The following is a 21,524-nucleotide window of genomic DNA, read 5'->3' as shown; positions in this document are numbered from 1 at the left end:
CGCCATGACCTACGATCTCGAGCGACTGCGCGGAGCCCGCGTCCTCGTCGCGGGTGCCGGGGTGTCGGGCCGGGCGACGATCGCGCCGCTGTCCCATCTCGGCGCCCACGTCACCGTCACGGACCGCAACGCCGATGCGCTGGCACGGTGCGCCGAACTGGGAGCCGACACGGTCGAGCTGGACCGCCTGCTCGAAGACAACACGTCGCTGCGTGATTTCGCCCTGGTCGTCACGAGCCCCGGTTTTCCGCCGAGCGCACCGCTGTTGTCGCGGGCGGCCGGTGCCGCCCTTCCCATCTGGGGCGATATCGAGTTGTCGTGGCGCATCGACCGGGCGGAGATCTACGGTCCTGCCCGCAGGTGGCTGGTGGTGACGGGCACCAACGGCAAGACCACCACGACGACGATGCTGCACGCGATCCTCGAGGCTGCCGGGATCCCCAGCGCGGCCTGCGGCAACATCGGTCTGCCGGTGCTCGACGTGCTTCGCCGCAGTGAGCCCCGCGCGGACGTGCTGGCCGTCGAACTGTCGTCGTTCCAGCTGCATTGGGCTCCGTCGGTGCGGCCCGACGCCGGCGTGATCCTCAACATCGCCGAAGACCATCTCGACTGGCACGGCGGCATCGAGAACTACATCGAGGCGAAGCTTCGCGCGCTGACCGGGACCGTCGGGGTGCTCGGACTCGACGACCCCATCGCAGGGTCGCTGCGCGACCGATCGCGCGCCGTCTTCACCGTCGGATTCACGCTCGGCTATCCCGATGCCGGCGAACTCGGGATCAGCGGCGACGTTCTCGTCGACCGCGCATTCGCGGACTCCGCGGTGCTCGCGTCCGTCGACGACGTCACACCGCCGGGGCCCGCGGGCCTGTCCGATGCGCTGGCGGCAGCGGCGCTCGCCCGTGCCATCGACGTCCCGGAATCGGCCGTGCACGACGGACTGCTGCGGCACCGGGTCGGGCCGCATCGCGCCGCACCCGTCGGGGTCGTCGACCAGGTCCACTACATCGACGACTCGAAGGCCACCAACCCGCACGCCGCGCGCAGTTCACTTCTCGCCCACGATCGCGTGGTGTGGATCGCTGGAGGCCTCCTCAAAGGCGCCCGCGTCGACGATCTCGTGGTCGAAGTGGCACCGCGGCTCTCCGCGGTGGTGCTGCTCGGACGTGACGCCGGGGAGATTGCCGACGCACTCACGCGACACGCACCCGAGGTCCCCGTGGTGCTGGTGGACACGCGCGACGATGGTGCGATGACCAGTGAGCTCGCCGGAGAGGCGCGTGGGCAGGCCGGACCGAGACGAGTCGCCGTGCCCGGCGCCGACGCCCCCACGGCGATGCGTGTCGCCGTGCAGGAGGCCGCCGCGCTCGCCCGGCCCGGTGAGGCGGTGTTGCTGGCACCGGCCGCCGCGTCGCTCGACATGTTCGCCGACTACGCGCAACGCGGTCGCAGTTTCGTCGCCGCTGTGGAAGAACTCCGCCGGGGCGGGACCGAGCGGTGATCTCGAAGCCAGGCCGAGCGTCCCGACGTCCGGCCGTGGAGGCCCGTGGCGGGCGGCTCGGCGCGTGGATGGCCCGGCCACTCGCATCGTTCCACCTCGTGGTGACGATCGCCGTGCTGCTCACCGTGCTCGGCCTGGTGATGGTGCTGTCGTCGTCCAGCGTCGGGGCCGTGGTGTCGGTGGGGTCCGCCTACGGGCTGTTCACCTCCCAGCTGGTCTTCGCCGCGATCGGCATGGTCATCTTCTATATCGCGTTGCAGATACCGGTCCGGTTGCTGCGCAAGTACTCGTTCGTCGCATTCGCAGCGTCGGTCGCCGCGCTCGTCCTGGTGCTCATCCCCGGCATCGGCACCCTCTCGCAGGGCACACGAGGCTGGTTCGTCGTCTTCGGAGTGTCCCTGCAGCCGTCCGAGGTCGCCAAGATCACGCTCGCATTGTGGGGCGCCCACCTGCTGGCATCGCGACGCGCAGAGAACTCCACGCTCAAGGAGATGCTCGTCCCGCTCCTCCCCGCCGCGCTGGTCGTGACGGGGCTGATCGTGTTGCAGCCCGACCTCGGTACCACGGTGTCGCTGGTCATCATCGTGCTGGCGCTGCTGTGGTTCGCCGGGTTGCCGCTCAAGGTGTACCTCGGGATGCTCGGGACCGCGGTCGCGCTCGCGGCGATCCTCGCGGTCACCGCCGGTTACCGCTCACAGCGCGTGCGCGCCTTCTTCAATCCGGGCGACGACCCCCAGGGCATCGGATATCAGGCACGCCAGGCCAAGTTCTCGCTGGCGGACGGGGGGCTGTGGGGCCGCGGCCTCGGCCAGAGCCGCGCGAAGTGGAGCTACCTTCCGAACGCGCACAACGACTTCATCTTCGCGATCATCGGCGAAGAACTCGGTTTTCTCGGCGGCGCCGCGGTCATCGGCCTGTTCGGCCTGTTCGCCTTCGTCGGGCTCCGCATCGCGATGCGGTCGGTCGACCCGTTCCTGCGTCTGTTCACCGCCACGGCGACCACCTGGATCATCGGCCAGGCCTTCATCAACATCGGCTACGTCGTCGGTGTGCTCCCCGTGACGGGTCTCCAGTTGCCGCTGGTGTCCGCCGGTGGCACCTCGACCGCGACGACACTTCTCATGTTCGGGCTGATCGCCAATGCTGCCCGCCACGAACCGGAGGCCATCGCCGCACTCCAGGCGGGCCAGGACGGCCGGTTCGCGCGGCTGATCCGGTTGCGGCAACCGGAACCGTACCTGCCGCCCCGGGGCGGAACGCGTACCGTCACAGCACGGGCAGCCCAGCGCCGTGGAGACCCGCGGGCCGCCGGCCGCGACGACCGTGGCCGTTCTGCCGGTGCCGGTACCCGGACGCGCCGCGCGCCCGCCCGGGTGGACGGCGCACCCACGCGCAGAGCCGAACCCGCACGGGAATCGGCCCGTGCCGCCCGTCAGAAGACCGCCCGCACCACACGCGGTGCGAATGGACGAACCGGAGAGCGAGGGAATCGTAGGTGAGTGGGGAGAAGTCTGCCCTGTCCGTGGTGGTGGCCGGAGGTGGGACCGCCGGCCACATCGAACCGGCACTCGCCGTGGCCGATGCCGTCCGGGAACTCGTGCCCGATGCGAGGATCACCGCGCTCGGCACCGCGCGCGGATTGGAGACGACGCTCGTGCCGCGGCGCGGGTATCCCCTCGAGCTGATCCCGCCGGTGCCCCTGCCCCGCAAGCCGACCCTCGACCTGGCGAAGCTGCCCGCCCGTGTGGTGGCCTCGGTGCGCCGCACCCGCGAAATCCTCGACGAGGTCGATGCCGACATCGTCGTCGGGTTCGGTGGATACGTCGCGTTGCCCGCCTATCTCGCCGCCGGCGCCGGACCGCTCCGGAGGCGGCGTCGCATCCCCGTGATCGTGCACGAGGCCAACGCGAGCGCCGGTATTGCGAATCGGATCGGCGCGCTGCGCGCCGAACGGGTACTCGCGGCAGTGCCGGGATCGGGGATCCTCCGCCGCGGTGACGCGCAGATCGTCGGTATTCCGGTGCGCTCGTCCATCACCCGTCTCGACCGTCGTGCGCTGCGGGCTGAGGCGCGCCGCCACTTCGGGCTGCCCGACGACGTGCCGGTACTGCTCGTCTTCGGCGGATCCCAGGGCGCACGCTCGATCAACGAGGCAGTCGTCGGGGCATCCGGCGCGCTGGCCGAGGCGGGGATCGCCGTGCTGCATGCGCACGGTCCGAAGAACACCGTGAGCGTTCCTTCCCATCCCGGCCATGCGACCGCGCCGTACGTCGCGGTGCCGTACCTCGAGCGCATGGACCTCGCCTACTCGGCGGCCGACGCCGTCGTGTGCCGTTCGGGTGCGATGACCGTCGCGGAGGTGTCGGCCGTGGGACTGCCCGCGGTATACGTGCCGCTTCCACACGGAAACGGGGAACAGGCACTCAACGCCCGTCCCGTCGCCGCCGCCGGGGGTGCGATGATTGTCGCGGACGGCGATCTGACGCCCGAGTACATCGCCGGCACTGTGGTCCCGCTCCTGCGCGACCGGCAGCGAATCGACGAGATGGGCCGGCGTGCGGGCGCGGCCGGACACCGCAGTGCCGCCGACGAAGTGGCACGAATCGTGCTGGACGTGGCCGGTACGGAACCGAACAGGAGCGAACGATGAGTGCGCAGTTGCCCGCAGAACTCCAGCGGGTGCACATGGTCGGGATCGGCGGCGCCGGAATGTCCGGTATCGCACGCATCCTCCTGGCTCGCGGCGGACAGGTATCCGGGTCGGATGCGAAGGAGAGCCGCGGCGTGCTCGCACTGCGAGCGCGCGGCGCCCAGGTTCGCATCGGGCACGACGCCGGTGCCCTCGACCTGCTCGAGGGCGGTCCGACCGCGGTGGTGACCACGTTCGCCGCGATCCCGCAGAACAATCCCGAACTGGTCGCGGCACGGCAGCGCGGTATCCCGATCCTGCTGCGGCCTACGGTCCTCGCATCGTTGATGCGCGGGCACCGGACCTTCCTCGTCTCCGGTACGCACGGCAAGACCTCGACCACGTCGATGCTGGTGGTCGCGCTGCAGCACTGCGGGTTCGACCCGTCCTTCGCGGTCGGCGGTGAACTCAACGAATCCGGCACCAACGCCCATCACGGCAGTGGGGACGTCTTCGTCGCCGAGGCCGACGAGAGCGACGGCTCGCTCCTGCAGTACGACCCCGACACCATCATCGTCACGAACATCGAGCCCGACCATCTGGACTACTTCGGCACTCCCGAGGCCTACACCCGCGTGTTCGACGACTTCGTCGCGCGCCTGCCCGAAGGTGGGCTGCTCGTGGTGTGTCTCGACGACCCGGGTTCGGCCGCGCTCGCCGAGCGTGTCGTCGCGTCGGGCCGCCGCGACCTGCGGATCCTCGGGTACGGCACGTCCGATGTCATCGGCACGGATCCCGAATACCGTGGCGTGCCTGTGGGCGTGCGACTGCTGGACTGGGAAGCCAAGGACATCGGCGGTGTCGCCGAGTTCCATCTCACCGGTGAAGAGGGTCCGCGCACGGTGCGCCTGTCGGTGCCCGGCCGGCACATGGCGCTCAACGCTCTCGCGGCGTTGCTCGGGGCACTCGACGCCGGTGCCCAGGTCGACGAAGCGATCGAGGGTCTCGCGGGATTCGGTGGGGTACACCGCCGTTTCCAGTACACCGGCCGCGAACACGGCGTGCGGGTGTTCGACGACTACGCGCACCATCCCACCGAGGTCCGGGCCGTTCTGGCCGCAGCCGCCGAACTGGTCGCGGGGGAACCGCTGCGGTACACCGAATCCGGGACGGAACGTCCCCGGGTGATCGTGGTGTTCCAGCCCCATCTGTATTCGCGGACAGAGACGTTCGCCACCGAGTTCGGTGCCGCGCTCGATCTCGCGGACGAGGTGGTCGTCCTCGACGTGTACGGAGCCCGTGAGGAACCGATTCCGGGGGTGAGCGGCGCACTGGTCGCGCGGGCGGTGACCAAACCGGTGCACTATCAACCGGATCTGTCCGCGGTGCCCCGTCAGGTGGCGAACCTCAGCCGACCCGGTGACATCGTGATCACCATGGGCGCGGGCGATGTCACGATGCTCGGCCGGCAGATTCTCGACGCCCTGCACAGCCGGCCCAGCCGGTTCCGGTCCACCGCTTCCGGACCGGAGTCGGCAGGCTCGTGACGCCCTCCTCCACCCGAACGCGGGATCGACGCGACCGCAACACCGCCCGGCGCCCGTCGGGTCGTTCCGTGCGGGTGCGAACGGTGTTCCTCGGCGCCGGTGTCGTGGTGGCATTGCTCGCCGCGATCGCCGTCGCCTGGTTCTCGCCGCTGTTGTCGGTGCGCACCATCGACGTCGAAGGAATCGGCGTCGTGACACGGGAAGAGGTGCTCGACGCGCTCGCGGTCGCAGAAGGCACACCGCTGCTCCAGGTCGATACCGCCGCGGCAGCGCAGCGCGTCGCGACTCTCCCGCGTGCGGCGTCCGTCCGGGTGCAGCGTGAGTACCCGTCGTCGGTGCGGGTGACAGTCACCGAGCGTCAAGCGGTCCTGTATTTCGAGGCGTCCGACGGCACCCACTCGGTCGACGCCGAGGGCGTCGATTTCGCGGTCGAACCACCGCCGCTCCTGACTCCCCGTCTCGTCACCGCGACACCGGGCACCGGCGATCCCGCGACGGTGGCCGCGGTGCGCGTGCTCGACGTGCTGCCACCGGAACTCGGTGTGCAGGTCGACGCCGTGGAAGCCCGCTCGGAGACGGATATCTCGCTCGTTCTGGCGGACGGCCGGGTGGTGGTGTGGGGGAGTGTGGAAAGATCGGAACGCAAGGCAGCGGTGATTCTTCCGTTGCTCACCCAGCCAGGTCAGCAGTTCGATGTCGCCAGCCCGGACCTCCCGACGGTCCGCTGAGGAGATCGCCGCGAAATTCGTGCGCTCTCTCCGGCGAGTCCACTAGCAAATCCCCGTTGTGGTGCCATAGCGTTTCGAACCAGTCGCGCACTTGACATCACCTTCAAGCTATGGTTGAGGGTTTTCACGGTGGCGGCGACATCGATTGATCGAAGCGTGACCCGAAAACCCAGGAAGGCGAGAGCCCATGACGCCCCCGCACAACTACCTCGCCGTAATCAAGGTCGTCGGTATCGGCGGTGGCGGCGTGAACGCGGTCAACCGCATGATCGAGCAGGGACTCAAAGGAGTCGAGTTCATTGCCGTCAACACCGACGCGCAGGCTCTGCTGATGTCCGACGCCGACGTCAAACTCGACGTCGGCCGTGAACTGACCCGCGGACTCGGCGCCGGCGCCGACCCCGAGGTGGGCCGCAAGGCCGCCGAGGACCACAAGGACGAGATCGAAGAGGTGCTCAAGGGCGCCGACATGGTCTTCGTGACTGCCGGCGAGGGCGGCGGAACCGGCACCGGTGGCGCACCCGTCGTCGCGAGCATCGCCCGCAAACTCGGCGCCCTCACCGTCGGCGTCGTCACGCGTCCCTTCTCGTTCGAAGGCAAGCGGCGCGGGAGCCAGGCAGACAACGGCATCCAGTCGCTGCGCGAATCCTGCGACACGCTCATCGTGATCCCCAACGACCGGCTGCTCCAGCTCGGGGACGCCGCGGTGAGCCTCATGGACGCCTTCCGTTCCGCCGACGAGGTGCTCCTCAACGGCGTTCAGGGCATCACCGACCTCATCACCACCCCGGGTCTGATCAACGTCGACTTCGCCGACGTGAAGGGCGTGATGTCCGGCGCGGGATCCGCACTCATGGGTATCGGCTCGTCGCGGGGTGAGGGTCGCGCGATCAAGGCCGCCGAGGCCGCGATCAATTCGCCGCTGCTCGAAGCGTCGATGGAAGGCGCACGGGGCGTGCTGCTCTCCATCGCCGGCGGTTCGGATCTCGGCCTGTTCGAGATCAACGAAGCGGCATCGCTCGTGCAGGAAGCCGCGCACATCGACGCCAACATCATCTTCGGCACGGTCATCGACGACTCGCTCGGAGACGAGGTGCGGGTCACCGTAATCGCCGCCGGCTTCGATGCCGGCACTCCCGCCCGCCGACCGGTGGAATCCGCTCAGCCGGCACAGACCACCACCCGCTCCGCGGGCATCGGGGCCGGTCGGGCCGGTGAACTCGGCCGTTCCGAGCGTGAGAACGCGGACGCGGTCTCGTCCCGGGAACCCGCTTCCACGCCGGTGGGCGGCGGTCTTCCGCCGACGACCGGTGGCGCTCAGCCGCGTCCCGTCGACGACGAGGACGACGGCGACGACGTGGACGTGCCGATCTTCATGCGCCGTTGACCGATTCGCACACCGGGTTGCGTTCTCGCCGGGTCGTGACCACACGAGCCGGCGGGATCTCGGCCCCGCCCTACGACAGTTTCAACCTCGCCGGCCATGTCGGCGACGATCCCGCGGCTGTGGCCGCCAATCGTCGCCGGCTGGCATCGGTGATCGGCTTGCCCGAAGAACGCTTCGTCTGGATGGAGCAGATCCACAGCCGGAACGTGACGGTGGTGGACGGCCCGGTGCAGGGGGAGGTTCCCGCAACCGACGCCCTCGTGACACGGGCGACGGATCTTGCCCTCGTTGCCCTCAGCGCCGACTGTGTGTCGATTCTGCTGTCGGACGACGAGGCGGGGGTCATCGCGGCGGTGCACGCGGGGCGTGTCGGTGCCCGGATCGGGATCCTCCCGCGCGTACTCGACGTGATGCGCGATCTCGGCGCACGACCGGAACGCATTGCCGCGCTGCTCGGTCCGGCCGCCAGTGGGGCCAACTACGAGGTTCCGGCCGCGATGCGTGACGACGTGGAGGCGCATCTCCCCGGCAGCGCCACCCGAACAGCCCGTGGCACACCCGGTCTCGACCTCCGCGCGGGACTGAGGAGGCAACTCCTCGACCACGGTGTCACCTCGGTCGCCGAGGACCCGCGGTGCACGATCGAGGATCCGATGTTGTTCAGCCACCGGCGCAGTGCGCCCACCGGCCGGTTCGCCTCGGTGATCTGGCTCGAGGACACCACCGCGGGCGGTGCGAAGGAGGACCCGGCGTGAACTCGGCCGAACAATCCCCGCAGGATCGCCGCGTGGAGCTTTCCGGCCGATTGCAGGCGGTGCGAGAGCGTCTCGCTGCTGCAGCCCGCGCGGCAGGACGCGATCCGTCGGAGGTCTCACTGTTGGTGGTGACCAAATATTTTCCCGTCACCGATGCGGTTTTGCTCCACGAACTGGGTTGCCGCGCTTTCGGGGAGTCCCGGGAGCAGGAGGCGGCGGCGAAGATCGCGCAGTTCCGCGAGAGGGTGCCGGACGAGGTCGAGTGGCACATGATCGGCCGACTCCAACGGAACAAGGCGCGTGCCGTCGCACGCTGGGCGCACACGGTCCATTCGGTCGACAGTCTTCGGCTCGCCGGCGCTCTCGCCAAAGGTGCTGCCGCCGCGCAAGATTCAGGGGAACGCTCCACGCCGGTCCGGGTGCTGCTCCAGATCAGCCTCGACGGCGACCGCGAGCGCGGTGGGGTGGTCGCCGACGAACTGGACTCCCTTGCCGATGCCGTCGCCGATTCCGGTGAGCTCGAACTCGGGGGAGTGATGGGTGTCCCGCCACTCGGGTGGGAACCGGACGCGGCCTTCGAACGCCTGGCGGAACTGCACGCGCGGTTGCTCCAGCGATATCCCGGCGCGACGGAGCTGTCGGCGGGCATGTCGGGTGATCTTGAACACGCGGTGCGATGGGGATCCACTTGTGTGCGTGTCGGAACGGCTGTGCTGGGTATACGGCCGTTAGCCTGATGGGAACCGCCACGTGAGGGAAGGGCGATCGATGAGCACGCTCCACAAGTTCAAGGCCTACTTCGGAATGGTGCCGCTCGAGGATTACGAGGACGATTACCTCGATGATCCGTCGAGTGCGCGCCGTGAGCGGGATCGCGACTACGGCGAACCGCCGTACTCCTCGTACGCCCCGTCGCACCGCGACGAGTACCCGCCCGTCCGGCGTGACGACAGCGTCCGTGAATTCGCGGACGACGACTTCGATCGCTACGAACCGCCGGCCCGGGCTCCCCGGGTCGAGCCGATCACGGCGCGGGCACCCCGATCCGTAGCGCCGGCACGTGTGCCGGCCCGTTCGGCGCTCGGCGCCGAAGCTCGACTCGACCGCGTGGAACCCCGCCGCGGCGCTCTGTTCGACGAAGGTGGACCGTTGTCGAAGATCACCACCCTGCGACCCCGGGATTACGGGGAGGCACGCACCATCGGCGAGCGGTTCCGCGATGGCACGCCGGTGATCATGGATCTGGTGGAGATGAGCAACGCCGACGCCAAGCGACTCGTCGACTTCGCGGCCGGCCTCGCCTTCGCCTTGCGGGGTTCTTTCGACAAGGTCGCGACGAAAGTGTTCCTTCTCTCGCCCGCAGATATCGACGTCTCCGCCGAAGAACGCAAGCGCATCGCGGAGACCGGCTTCTACAACCAGCAGTAACCGACGCGCGCCGTCACCCTCACGGCTCGCGAACACGCCCGGCCATGATGCAGATCACTGCAGGCCGGGCGTTTCGGTTTGGCTAGCTTGTGTTCGTCGGGCATTGTGGAAACGTGGCCGTATTCGAGGTGCTCTGGTTCCTGCTCTTCATCTTCTGGCTTCTGCTGATCGGGCGGATCATCGTCGAGTTCATCAGGACTTTCGCTCGGGACTGGAAGCCCTCGGGTTTCGTCGTGGTGGTGCTCGAGGCAATCTTCACCGTCACCGATCCGCCGGTGAAGTTGTTGCGGCGGTTGATTCCGCCGCTCAATCTCGGCGGTGTCCGGCTCGACCTTTCGATCATGGTCCTGCTGTTCATCGTGTACTTCCTCATGGCGTTCCTGCCGCGTGGCGGGGTTGTATGACGCGCCGTCCCGGCGCGGCCACGAGGCTCGTGACGACCGCGATGTGCCAGAATGGGAAGCCGGATACAGTGAGTTTTGATACGCGTGACGCACTGTCGATAACACCGAACGCCTGCTTGACCGCTTATTTGACGCGTGAAGGGACCCTTCCATGCCGCTGACACCAGCTGATGTGCACAATGTCGCGTTCAGCAAGCCCCCTATCGGGAAGCGCGGATACAACGAGGACGAGGTCGACGCATTCCTCGATCTCGTCGAGCAGGAATTGACCTCCCTGATCGAGGAGAACGCCGACCTCCGTCAGCGCGTGGCCGAACTCGACCAGGAACTGGCCGAGGCCAAGAAGGCCCCGCGCTCGGCCTCCTCCGCTCCGGCAGCCCAGGCCAAGCCCGAGCCGGCACGGGTGGTCGAGACTGCGAAGCCGGAACCCGCACCGACGCCGGCGCCCGTGGCGGCTGCCGCGCCGACGAGCGGTGACGCCAGCATGCAGGCCGCCAAGGTGCTCGGACTTGCCCAGGAGATGGCCGACCGGCTCACCGGCGACGCCAAGACCGAGGCCGAAGAGCTCGTACGCAACGCGCGGACGAACTCGGAGCAGCTCGTCTCCGACGCGCGGACGCGCAGCGAAGCGATGATTGCCGACGCACGCCAGAAGTCCGACGCGATGCTGTCGGATGCGCGTACCCGGTCCGAGACGCAACTGCGTCAGGCCAAGGAGAAGGCCGATGCCCTCCAAGCCGACGCGGAGAAGAAGCACACCGAGATCATGGCGACGATCAACCAGCAGCGTTCGGTGCTGGAAGGACGAATCGAGCAGCTCAAGACGTTCGAGCGCGAGTACCGCGTCCGCCTGAAGTCGTACCTCGAATCGCAGCTCGAGGAACTCGAGCAGCGTGGCTCCGCGGTGCCCGTCGACGGCGGCCAGGATGCGTTCAATCAGTCCAATTCCTCGTCCTTCGGTTCCACGTCCTTCGCGAAGGGCACCAACTGACCGAGCTCTACGGTCGCTGTTGCCCCGCGGTTGAGGAGGAGCGTCGTGCTGGTCGTGACGCTGGTGCTCGCAGCAATCGGATTCGGTCTTCTCGTCATTGCGCTGATGACCGGTTCGGTGGTGTGGGCGTGGGGCTGCATCGCGGTGTGCGTGGTGGGGGCGGTGCTCCTGCTGGTCAGCGCACTCGGCGCGCGTAACGCGTCGGCAGGCGATCGCGCCGCCCGAACGGGCCGCTCGACGTCTCGCACGCCGAAGAAGGCCCCGGAAGACCAGGGTTCCTCGGACGAGTGATCGCTCCCTACAATGGGAAGCGCACAATCGTCGAAGATGAGCAGTACCCCCGCACAGCGGGGCGGCGTCGATCCGGCCATCACCGGGGAGCCTTCGGAAGAACAGCGATGCACCGCTCGTGTGGGCACCGCTCAGTAGAACCGAACGGGTGGGCCCGTCACAGCCCGAAGAACGAGTGGCTCGTTCCGCAGGAGCGAGCAAGCGGGGTGGTACCGCGGTGACCGTGCGAAGGGCACGGTGATCGTCCCCGTGCCGGAAGACACAGGCACGGAGGTATCAACGCTGTGACCGACAATCACGCTGCATCGGATCGCACCCCGGAACCCACGGCGACGCCGGTGGAAGGCAGCGGGTATCCCCGAGTGGACTACGGGCTCCCGCGCGATTCCGGCGTCGACTTTCCCGACCTCGAGGAACGGGTCCTCGCACACTGGGCGAAGGACGACACGTTCCGGGCGTCGCTCGAGCACCGCGCCGGCGCCGAGGACTACGTGTTCTACGACGGCCCGCCGTTCGCGAACGGTCTGCCGCACTACGGCCATCTCCTCACCGGGTACGTCAAGGACCTCGTGCCGCGGTTCCAGACCATGCGCGGCAAGAGGGTCGATCGCCGATTCGGGTGGGACTGCCACGGACTTCCCGCCGAGCTCGAGGCGGAGAAGCAACTCGGCATCACCGACAAGTCGCAGATCGACACGATGGGTCTGGCGGAGTTCAACGAGTACTGCAAGCAGTCGGTGCTGCGGTACACGGGCGAGTGGCGCGACTATGTCACCCGGCAGGCCCGGTGGGTCGACTTCGACAACGACTACAAGACGCTGGACCTGGACTTCATGGAGTCGGTCATGTGGGCGTTCAAGTCGTTGTACGACAAGGGCCTGATCTACCAGGGTTTCCGCGTGCTGCCCTACAGCTGGTACGAGCAGACTCCCTTGTCCAACCAGGAGACCCGTCTCGACGACGCGTACAAGATGCGTCAGGACCCGGCCGTCACCGTGGACATGGTGCTGCGGGCACCGGGCAGCGAGCTCGACGGGGCGAACGCGCTGATCTGGACCACGACGCCGTGGACGCTGCCGTCCAACCTCGCGATCGCGGTACACCCCGACATCACCTATGTCGCGGTGCGGGCGGGCAGCGGTGACGAGGCCAAGACCTATCTGCTCGCGAAGGACCGGCTCGGCCATTACAGCCGCGAGCTCGGAGACGAGCCGGAGGTGCTCGCCGAGTACACCGGAGCGGATCTGGTCGGTCTCGCGTACGAGCCGCCGTTCGATTTCTTCGTCGGCCGGGACAACGCGCACCAGGTGATCGCCGCCGACTACGTCACCACCGACTCCGGTACCGGAATCGTCCACCTCGCACCGGCTTTCGGTGAAGAGGACATGGAGTACTGCCAGCGCAACGGCATCGAACTGGTGCAGCCGCTCGACCCGGGTGGCAAGTTCACCTCGATGGTGCCGCCGTACGAGGGCCTCCAGGTCTTCGACGCCAACCCGGTCATCATCAAGGACCTCAAGGCCGCCGGAAAACTCTTGCGCCACGAGACGATCGAGCACTCGTACCCGCATTCCTGGCGTTCGGGCCAGCCACTGATCTACATGGCGGTGCCGTCGTGGTTCGTCGCGGTCACCGAGTTCCGCGACCGCATGGTCGAGCTGAACAAGCAGATCACCTGGGTGCCCGAACACATCCGCGACGGACAGTTCGGTAAGTGGCTCGAGGGTGCACGCGACTGGAACATCAGCCGGAACCGCTACTGGGGCAGCCCGATCCCGGTCTGGGTGTCGGACAACCCGGAGTATCCCCGAGTGGACGTCTACGGCTCGCTCGACGAACTCGAGCGTGACTTCGGCGTGCGGCCCGACGATCTGCACCGGCCCATGATCGACCTGCTCACCCGGCCCAATCCCGACGATCCCACCGGGGCGTCGACGATGCGCCGGGTTCCCGAGGTGCTCGACTGCTGGTTCGAATCGGGCTCGATGCCGTTCGCGCAGGTGCACTACCCGTTCGAGAACACCGACTGGTTCGACTCGCACTTCCCCGGCGATTTCATCGTCGAGTACAACGGGCAGACGCGCGGCTGGTTCTACACGCTGCACGTCCTCGCGACCGCGCTGTTCGACCGTCCGGCGTTCAAAACCGTTGCTGCCCATGGCATCGTCCTCGGCGAGGACGGCCTCAAGATGAGCAAGTCGAAGGGCAACTACCCCGACGTCAACGAGGTGTTCTCCCGCGACGGCTCCGACGCCATGCGGTGGTTCCTCATGTCGTCGCCCATCCTGCGCGGCGGCAACCTGGTCGTCACCGAGCAGGGCATCCGCGAGGGCGTGCGACAGGCGCTGCTGCCGCTGTGGAACGCATGGAGCTTCCTGCAGCTGTACGCGTCGACCCCCGGAACGTGGCGCACCGACTCGTCGAACGTCCTCGACCGGTACATCCTGGCCAAGCTGGCCGAGACCCGCGACGTCATCACCGACGCGCTCGAGGCCGTGGACATCGCCGGTGCCTGCGACGAGTTGCGCACATTCTGTGACGCACTGACCAACTGGTACGTGCGACGGTCCCGCTCGCGGTTCTGGGACGAGGACCGCGACGCGATCGACACCCTGCACACGGTCCTCGAAGTCGTGACGCGGCTCGCGGCGCCGCTCCTGCCGCTGGCCACCGAAGTGATCTGGCGTGGGCTGACCGGCGAGCGCTCGGTGCATCTCGCCGACTGGCCCACCGCGGAGGAACTGCCCGCCGATCCCGCGCTCGTCACCGCGATGGACGAGGTTCGCGGTGTCTGCTCGACGGTGCTGTCGCTGCGCAAGGCACAGCATCTCCGCGTGCGGCTGCCGTTGCCGCTCGTCACGGTCGCGACCCCGGGCTCGGCGCACCTCGAACCGTTCGTCGACCTGATCAAGGACGAGGTCAACGTCAAGAAGGTCGTGACCACCGACGACGTGGAAGCGCACGGCCGCTTCGAGATCGCGGTGAACGCACGGGTCGCCGGACCGCGCCTCGGTAAGGACGTCCAGAAGGTCATCAAGGCAGTCAAGGCAGGGGACTGGACCGAGTCCGAGGACGGCGTCGTCACCGCAGCCGGCATCGAGTTGCTGCCGGAGGAGTACACGAGCAGGCTCGTCGCGGCGGAACCGGAATCGACCGCCGCACTGCCCGACGGCAACGGGCTCGTCGTCCTCGACACGGCCGTGTCCGAGGAACTCGAGGCCGAGGGCTGGGCCAAGGACCGCATCCGGGAGCTGCAGGACGCGCGCCGCAACCTGGGTCTGGATGTGTCCGACCGGATCTCGGTGCAGTTCGAGGTTCCCGCAGACCGCGCCGAGTGGGCGGCCCGGCACCGTGATCTGATCGCCGGTGAAGTCCTCGCGACGACGTTCGACCTCGGCCCCGCCGGACCGGACTCGATCGAGCTGGGTGAAGGAGTCCGCGCGTCCATCACCAAGGCGTGAATGCGCGGGCGGGCAGGCGTGAGCGCGTCGGTGTGGGGCTCTAACCTGGAGATGTGCCCGCCTCCGTGAGTCGGCGCTGGGTTCTGCACCTGGACCTCGACGCGTTCTTCGCGTCCGCCGAGCAACTGACCCGGCCGACCCTTCGGGGTCGGCCGGTGCTCGTCGGTGGGCTCGGTGCCCGCGGCGTCGTCGCGGGCGCGAGTTACGAGGCTCGTGTGTACGGCGCGGGCTCCGCCATGCCGATGAGCCGCGCACGCCGGCTCATCGGAGCGTCGGCAGTGGTGCTGCCACCGCGGGGGGTGGTCTACCACCACCTGAGTTCGGTCGTGTTCGAGACCTTGCGTGCCCACGTGCCGGTGCTCGAGACCCTGTCCCTCGACGAAGCGTTCGCCGAACCGACCGGGCTCGCGGGAGCGTCCGCCGCCGAGGTCGAGCGGTTCTGCACGGAACTGCGCGCACACGTGCTCGAGCGCACCGGACTGGTTGCCTCCATCGGGGCGGGTTCGGGAAAGCAGATCGCCAAGATCGGGTCGGGTCTCGCGAAGCCCGACGGACTTCTCGTCGTTCCGCCCGACGAGGAATTGGCGCTGCTGCACGGTCTTCCGGTCCGCAAGCTGTGGGGTATCGGACCGGTCTCGGAAGAGCGGCTGCGCAAGCTCGGAATCGACACCATCGGCGATCTCGCATCGATGCCGGTCGCGGAAGCCGCGTCCATCCTCGGGCCCACCGTGGGCCCGGGGCTGCACCGGCTCGCCAACGGGCACGACGACCGGCCCGTCGCGGAGCGGGCCGAAGCCAAACAGATCAGCGCCGAAACCACCTACGCCACCGACATCGTCGCGCTCCCGGACCTGCGACGCGCCATCTCGGCGAGTGCGCTCGCGGCGCACACCCGGCTGTGCAAAGACGGTCGTGCCGCGCGCACGGTGGTGCTCAAGCTGCGGAAATCCGACATGTCGGTGCTGACCCGGTCCTCGACGCTGCCGTACGCCACCGAAGACCTGCAGGTGCTCACCGCGGCCGCGCAACGGCTCTCCCTCGACCCGCTCGACATCGGCCCGATCCGCCTCGTAGGGGTCGGCTTCGCCGGATTGTCGGCGTCGGTGCAGGACACCTTGTTCCCGGAACTGGACCGGTCGGACGGCGATGCGCCGGACACCGTCGCCGATGACGCGGATCTCCCGGCGATCGCGCCGGTGCTCGCGGACCGGTGGCGTCCGGGAACGGATGTGTTCCATCCCGAATACGGGCACGGGTGGGTGCAGGGAGCGGGCCACGGGGTCGTCACCGTGCGATTCGAGACCCGCTCGACGGGACCGGGACCTGCTCGTACACTCCCTGAAGACGACTCGCGTCTCGAGATGGCCGATCCGCTGGCGAGCTTGAACTGACACGGGTTCTCACTACCCTCACGGTGTTCTTACTACCGCCGGGTACTGTTGCGGACGATCGCAACCGGATGAACCGGGCACGAATACTCGTGCACGACCGAGAAACGAGAAGGACGACAAGTTGAAGCTTCGCAAGATCACCGTGGCCACGGTGGCGCTCGCCGCCGCCCTCACGATGTCCGCCTGCAGCTCGGATGACGGAGGTAGCACCGAGACCACCGCGAAGACCACGACGGCAACCACGACGACCGAGGTCGTTGCGGACTACCCGCCCGTCCCGACCCCGGAGGAACTGCAGGCCTCGCTCGACCGCGCGTTCGACGAGACCGTGCCCGCCGAGGAGAAGACCGACCTGGTGCAGGGCGCCGAGCTCGATCCCACCCTGATCGACCAGGTCGCCATCGCTGCGAAGCAGGCCGGTGCGGTGATCACCATCATCGACGTCAACGACAACGAGAACGGCACCGCCACCGCCGGCATCGAAACCCAGCTCGGCGACCAGGTCGCCACCGGCACCGTCGATTTCGTCGCGGAGGACGGTGTCTGGAAGCTGTCGAAGAACAACGCCTGCGGCATCGTCGCGGCCGCGCAGCTGCAGACCCCTGCCTGCCCCTGATATCCCTGCCCGACCCTGATACAAGGGTTAGGCACAGAACGGTGCCCTACGCGGATTTCCGCGTAGGGCACCGTTTTTCGCTGTTCGGACCCGCTCAGTTCTCGGGGGAGTGCCATTCCACGCGGTCGACCTGCGACTGCGCGAGCCGGGTGGTGACGTCGGGGTCGACGTAGACCTGGTCGCCCGACAGCACGAGTGTCCCCTCGACGGGCAACGGAAGCATCGGATCGAATGTCATGCTGCCTTCCCCGGCCATCGTGTAGTGCTCGATGTCGAGTTGGCCCTGTCCGTTGGGCAGCATCCACACCGAGCCCTGCGGTGTCTGCTCGACCCGGACGTCGACGGTGACGCGCTCGTCGTCGTCGGAGACCAGCGTGGCGGTGCTCACCTGGTCGATCGTGACGCCGGCGCTCATCACCTGCTGACGGATCTGCCACACCGCGCCCACGCCGATCTCGGCGTCCGGGAACGAGACCATGCGGTACACGGACTGATAGAACGCCTGCTCGATCGCGGAGCGGGCGACGTTCGCCGTTTCCACCGTCGGCGCCAATCGGAGTGCACTGATCGCACCGGTCGGGGCGACCGTCAGCCCGGCCCGGGAGCCGGCAGCGTCGGCGAGCGCCGACGCGAGCATCGGATCGGGCGACGTCCCTTCGCCGAGAACGATGTCGACGAGCGTGCTCGGCTGGGTGTCGGAGACCGCCTGCGTCACCGACGCGGCGAGGGGAAGGTTGAGTTCGGGAGTGGAGAAGTCCTGACGTGGCTCTTTGTCGATCTGCTGGAACACCTCCGAGCGGGTGGTCAGCACGACGTTCTGCTCGACGTCGGCCGGAGGTGCGAGCCGCACCACCGCGCGGGGCTCGCTGCCCGCCTCCAACACCGTGGTCGTCACCGCGGATACGGGCACCGTCACCTCGGAGGATGTCGCCGCGGATGTAGCAGGGGCGCCCTCCGAAGAATCGCCGCATCCGGTGACGAACGCGGCGAGGGAGAGAACGGCGGCGAGGGCACACGGCCTCGGGTGAGGGAATCTGGACAGCACAGGCACATCACCAGGGTAGCCACGGCGGGAGGGGTGACCGCTCACTCGTGCGGGTAGGGGATGATGTAAAGGTGACTGACGAAGCTTCCCGCCCCGATCCCGCGGGCGATCCCGCTGTGCCGAGGGCGGTGGAGACGCCCACGCCCGACGCGGTAGCGGCACCCCTGCCCGAGGCGGTAGCGGCCCCCCTGCCCGAGGCGGTAGCGGCACCCCTGCCCGACGCGGCAGAGGAACCCTTGGACGGCGCGGTGAAGTCCCCGGTCGGTCGTCGGGCGACCCGCGCCCTCTTCGTCCTCGCGTTCCTGATCTACGTGGCGGACCTCGTGACGAAGGTGCTCGCCGTCCGCTTCATCGATCCTGCCGATCCGGTGTCCATCGTCGGCGACACGGTGACGCTCACGCTCGTCCGTAATCCCGGTGCCGCGTTCTCCATGGCCACGGGCATGACCTGGCTGCTGACCATCGTCGCGATCGGCGTGGTCATCGGCGTGATCAAGATCGGGAGGACACTGCAGTCGCGCTGGTGGGCGCTGGGCCTCGGCCTGGTACTCGGCGGGGCGCTGGGCAACCTCACCGACCGCCTCTTCCGTTCCCCCGGCCCGCTGCAGGGTCACGTGGTGGACTTCGTGTCGGTCGGATGGTGGCCGGTGTTCAACGTCGCCGACTCCGCGATCGTGTGCGGAGCGATCCTCCTCGTCGCGCTGACCGTGTTCGGTATCGAGCCGAACGGCAGCAGGTCCACGAAATCCGACACCACCGGAAAGGAAAGCCGCCAGTGAGGGAAACCCGGTCGATGCCTGTACCCGACGGGCTCGACGGGATGCGTGTCGACGCCGGCCTCGCCCGCCTGCTCGGTTTGTCCCGTACCGCCGTCGCCGCACTCACCGAGGAGGGCGCCGTCCTCGTGGACGGGACGCCCGTCGGCAAGTCCGATCGTCTCTCGGCCGGGTCGTGGCTCGAGGTCGAACTCCCCGAGCCGCCGCGTCCGCTGACCATCGAGCCACAGCCCGTCGAGGGCATGGAAATCCTGTACGCCGACGACGACATCGTCGCGGTCGACAAGCCCGTCGGGGTGGCGGCGCACGCGAGCGTGGGGTGGACCGGGCCGACCGTCATCGGCGGTCTCGCAGCCGCAGGGTTCCGCATCTCCACGTCCGGTCTGCACGAACGGCAGGGCATCGTGCACCGTCTCGACGTCGGGACTTCGGGGGTGATGGTCGTGGCGACCTCCGAGCGGGCCTACACCGTGCTCAAACGCGCCTTCAAGCAGCGCACCATCGACAAGCGGTACCACGCGCTGGTGCAGGGCCACCCGGATCCGAGCAGCGGCACCATCGACGCACCCATCGGCCGGCACCGCAGCAGCGACTGGAAATTCACCGTGGCCGCGGACGGCAAGCCCAGCGTCACCCACTACGACACCATCGAAGCGTTCCAGGCCGCGAGCCTGCTCGACGTCCACCTCGAGACCGGCCGCACGCACCAGATCCGGGTGCACTTCTCGGCGTTGCGGCACCCGTGCTGCGGCGACCTCACCTACGGTGCCGACCCGCGCCTCGCGGCCAGGCTCGGTCTCGAGCGCCAGTGGCTGCACGCAAAGTCGCTGGGGTTCGCGCACCCGACCCAGGGGCAGTGGATCGAGATCGAGAGCAAGTACCCGGCCGATCTGGAACACGCACTCGACGTGCTCCGCAGCGCCTGACCGATGAGGCGCGCGCTCCCGTGGGCGGCTGTCGCCGTCCTCGTTCTCGCCGTGCTCGTCGCAGGGTGGCTCTCGCCCGTGCGGCCCGCCTCGGTACGGAGCGACGGCCTCGGTCCGGACAGCGGTGAACTCGTCGCCGACTATCTCGCACGCGCCGACGCGAGCCTTGCCGACGCGGAACGCGAACCGGACGCCCCGCACTGGGGCCTGATCTCGTTCGAGCGGGAGGTCGACACGGCCGCCGTCGCGGCTCTGCCCGGGCAACTGCGGATCGCGCAGGTGTTGTTTCGCGTTCCGATCGACCGAGTGCAGACGCCGCTCGTCCCGGTGGCCGTGTCGGCGCATCCGGAGGCGCTGCGCAAGGCTCCGCTCGTGGCGGCGGGACGGTTGCGTCTCCAGTCGTCCGGTCCCGACCGGGCCGCGCGGATCGCGGCGGTGTCGGCGGACCGGCTGGCCGCGGGCTGTGCCTGCGTCGTCGGCGTCGCGGTGCGGGGCACCGCCGCACAGTTGCGTGCCGCCGCCGACGACCCGGCAGTACGCGCGGTGGAAGTACTCCCGTCCGATGCCGTCGCGGGACGTTTCTCCCTGATCCCGCTGCTGCCCGAGCATGCCGAGACCGTCGTGCCCGGCCCGGACGACGCCGAACCCTGAGATCGTCCGCCCTCGGCGTGAGCCGGGATCGTCGCAGCCGTACGGTGTCCTCGTGAACCGCCCGACCGCTCCCGTTCTGCGCACAGGCGTGCTGTGCGGCCTCGGCGCATACCTGTCCTGGGGGCTTTTTCCCGCCTTCTTCGGGCTTCTCGCGCCGGCCGGTGCCATCGAGATCCTCGCGCACCGGGTGCTGTGGACGCTCGTGCTCATGGTCGTCGTGCTCGCCGTGATGGGCAGGCTCGGTTCGCTGCGCGGCCTGTCCCTGCGCACCTGGGCACTCGTCGCGGCGGCCTCGGCGGCGATCGCGGTCAACTGGGGCACCTACATCTACGGGGTCACGTCGGGGCGCGTCGTCGAAACCGCACTGGGGTACTTCATCAATCCGCTCGTGAGCGTGCTGTTCGGCGTGCTGTTCTTCCGCGAGCGGCTGCGGCCGGCCCAGATCGCTGCGCTCGTGCTCGCGGTGTGTGCGGTCCTGGTCATCACCGTCGATTACGGGCGGCCCCCGGTCCTGGCGCTGACGCTGGCGCTGTCGTTCGCGTTGTACGGAGTGATCAAGAAGGTCGTGCCACTCGACCCGAGGACATCGCTGGCGGGGGAGGGCGTGGTCGCGGCTCCGTTCGCGCTGGGATACGTGATCTTTCTCGCTGTGACGGGGACCGGCACCTTCATCGGTTTCGGCGCGGGTCACACCGCTTTGCTGATGTCCGCCGGGGTGGTCACCGCCGTGCCGTTGCTGTTGTTCGGGGCTGCCGCCCAACGCGTTCCGCTGGCTACGCTGGGGATGTTGCAGTACCTGACGCCCAGCCTGCAGATGGCGTGGGGGGTACTCGTGCTCCACGAGGACATGCCGGCGTCGCGGTGGATCGGTTTCGTCCTGATCTGGGTGGCCCTTGTGGTGTACAGCACCGACGCGCTGATCCGGTCGCGTCGTGGGCGCGCCGCGGTCAAGGCTGTCGGTAGCTCGGCTTAGACTCGTCGGTGCCCACAGACATCC

The 21,524-nt window shown here is 68.5% G+C and carries 20 protein-coding genes; 19 read left to right on the top strand and 1 reads right to left on the bottom strand.

Annotation, left to right across the window (positions count from 1 at the left end; genetic code table 11):
• Positions 1–4: 4 nt before the first annotated feature.
• The 15 genes from murD (at position 5) to ACLQ3J_RS18700 (ending at position 17,129) form a co-directional block, all read left to right on the top strand.
• Positions 5–1,501 (top strand): UDP-N-acetylmuramoyl-L-alanine--D-glutamate ligase, encoded by a 1,497-nt coding sequence (gene murD, locus ACLQ3J_RS18770; protein WP_169653069.1) that lies wholly within the window; start codon positions 5–7, stop codon positions 1,499–1,501.
• A gap of 68 nt (positions 1,502–1,569) precedes the next feature.
• Positions 1,570–3,000: a putative lipid II flippase FtsW gene (ftsW, locus tag ACLQ3J_RS18765; protein ID WP_169620379.1), complete on the top strand. Its 1,431-nt coding sequence runs from the start codon at positions 1,570–1,572 to the stop codon at positions 2,998–3,000.
• Positions 2,997–4,151 carry an undecaprenyldiphospho-muramoylpentapeptide beta-N-acetylglucosaminyltransferase gene (gene murG / locus ACLQ3J_RS18760; RefSeq protein WP_169620163.1) on the top strand — a complete coding sequence of 385 codons (1,155 nt, stop codon included), beginning with the start codon at positions 2,997–2,999 and terminating at the stop codon, positions 4,149–4,151. The genes ftsW and murG overlap by 4 nt, the downstream gene beginning before the upstream one ends.
• Positions 4,148–5,677: a UDP-N-acetylmuramate--L-alanine ligase gene (murC, locus tag ACLQ3J_RS18755; protein WP_169620162.1), complete on the top strand. Its 1,530-nt coding sequence runs from the start codon at positions 4,148–4,150 to the stop codon at positions 5,675–5,677. Before murG ends, murC begins: the two co-directional genes overlap by 4 nt.
• 68 nt (positions 5,678–5,745) lie before the next feature.
• Positions 5,746–6,405, top strand: a complete 660-nt coding sequence (locus ACLQ3J_RS18750; RefSeq protein WP_169620161.1) for an FtsQ-type POTRA domain-containing protein — start codon at positions 5,746–5,748, stop codon at positions 6,403–6,405.
• Between the two features lie 187 nt (positions 6,406–6,592).
• On the top strand, positions 6,593–7,792 hold the full coding sequence (ftsZ, locus tag ACLQ3J_RS18745) for a cell division protein FtsZ (protein ID WP_169620160.1): 1,200 nt from the start codon (positions 6,593–6,595) through the stop codon (positions 7,790–7,792).
• Between the two features lie 17 nt (positions 7,793–7,809).
• On the top strand, positions 7,810–8,547 hold the full coding sequence (gene pgeF, locus ACLQ3J_RS18740; protein WP_378527480.1) for a peptidoglycan editing factor PgeF: 738 nt from the start codon (positions 7,810–7,812) through the stop codon (positions 8,545–8,547).
• Positions 8,544–9,284, top strand: a complete 741-nt coding sequence (locus ACLQ3J_RS18735; RefSeq protein WP_378527447.1) for a YggS family pyridoxal phosphate-dependent enzyme — start codon at positions 8,544–8,546, stop codon at positions 9,282–9,284. Before pgeF ends, ACLQ3J_RS18735 begins: the two co-directional genes overlap by 4 nt.
• 31 nt (positions 9,285–9,315) lie before the next feature.
• Entirely contained in the window at positions 9,316–9,975 is a 660-nt protein-coding gene (locus ACLQ3J_RS18730; RefSeq protein WP_169620157.1) for a cell division protein SepF, read from the top strand.
• A 113-nt stretch (positions 9,976–10,088) separates the two neighbouring features.
• A complete protein-coding gene (locus ACLQ3J_RS18725; RefSeq protein ID WP_169620156.1) occupies positions 10,089–10,379 on the top strand; it encodes a YggT family protein in 291 nt (96 codons plus the stop codon).
• 151 nt (positions 10,380–10,530) lie between these two features.
• Positions 10,531–11,370: a DivIVA-like cell division protein Wag31 gene (locus ACLQ3J_RS18720; RefSeq protein ID WP_169620155.1), complete on the top strand. Its 840-nt coding sequence runs from the start codon at positions 10,531–10,533 to the stop codon at positions 11,368–11,370.
• Between the two features lie 45 nt (positions 11,371–11,415).
• The gene (locus ACLQ3J_RS18715) at positions 11,416–11,661 is read left to right on the top strand and encodes a hypothetical protein (protein ID WP_425904130.1); all 246 of its coding nucleotides are present in this window, start codon (positions 11,416–11,418) and stop codon (positions 11,659–11,661) included.
• A gap of 284 nt (positions 11,662–11,945) precedes the next feature.
• A complete protein-coding gene (gene ileS / locus ACLQ3J_RS18710) occupies positions 11,946–15,122 on the top strand; it encodes an isoleucine--tRNA ligase (RefSeq protein WP_425904129.1) in 3,177 nt (1,058 codons plus the stop codon).
• Positions 15,123–15,175: 53 nt separating this feature from the next.
• Positions 15,176–16,513, top strand: a complete 1,338-nt coding sequence (locus tag ACLQ3J_RS18705) for a DNA polymerase IV (protein WP_296549080.1) — start codon at positions 15,176–15,178, stop codon at positions 16,511–16,513.
• Positions 16,514–16,634: 121 nt separating this feature from the next.
• Positions 16,635–17,129, top strand: coding sequence for a hypothetical protein (locus ACLQ3J_RS18700; RefSeq protein ID WP_169620152.1), 495 nt, complete (start codon positions 16,635–16,637; stop codon positions 17,127–17,129).
• Positions 17,130–17,223: 94 nt separating this feature from the next.
• Here the strand turns inward: ACLQ3J_RS18700 and ACLQ3J_RS18695 are convergent, their stop codons facing one another.
• Complete coding sequence (locus ACLQ3J_RS18695; protein WP_378527444.1) at positions 17,224–18,180, bottom strand: hypothetical protein; 957 nt, start codon at positions 18,178–18,180, stop codon at positions 17,224–17,226.
• A gap of 206 nt (positions 18,181–18,386) precedes the next feature.
• On the opposite strand from ACLQ3J_RS18695, the gene lspA reads away from it, so the two are divergent.
• From lspA to rarD, 4 genes are read left to right on the top strand one after another with little or no spacing between them, the layout of a single operon-like run.
• On the top strand, positions 18,387–18,953 hold the full coding sequence (lspA, locus tag ACLQ3J_RS18690) for a signal peptidase II (RefSeq protein ID WP_425904155.1): 567 nt from the start codon (positions 18,387–18,389) through the stop codon (positions 18,951–18,953).
• Positions 18,954–18,967: 14 nt separating this feature from the next.
• Positions 18,968–19,876, top strand: a complete 909-nt coding sequence (locus ACLQ3J_RS18685) for an RluA family pseudouridine synthase (RefSeq protein WP_206036640.1) — start codon at positions 18,968–18,970, stop codon at positions 19,874–19,876.
• A 3-nt stretch (positions 19,877–19,879) separates the two neighbouring features.
• Entirely contained in the window at positions 19,880–20,527 is a 648-nt protein-coding gene (locus tag ACLQ3J_RS18680; protein ID WP_169620149.1) for a hypothetical protein, read from the top strand.
• Positions 20,528–20,579: 52 nt separating this feature from the next.
• The gene (gene rarD, locus ACLQ3J_RS18675; protein ID WP_296549082.1) at positions 20,580–21,500 is read left to right on the top strand and encodes an EamA family transporter RarD; all 921 of its coding nucleotides are present in this window, start codon (positions 20,580–20,582) and stop codon (positions 21,498–21,500) included.
• The last annotated feature ends 24 nt before the right edge of the window (positions 21,501–21,524 follow it).

The organism is Rhodococcus sp. DT1, from assembly GCF_049844875.1.
Taxonomy (GTDB): domain Bacteria; phylum Actinomycetota; class Actinomycetes; order Mycobacteriales; family Mycobacteriaceae; genus Rhodococcus.
The sequence above is the reverse complement of the archived record's forward strand: the minus strand, read 5'-3'. Positions and strand labels throughout refer to the sequence as shown.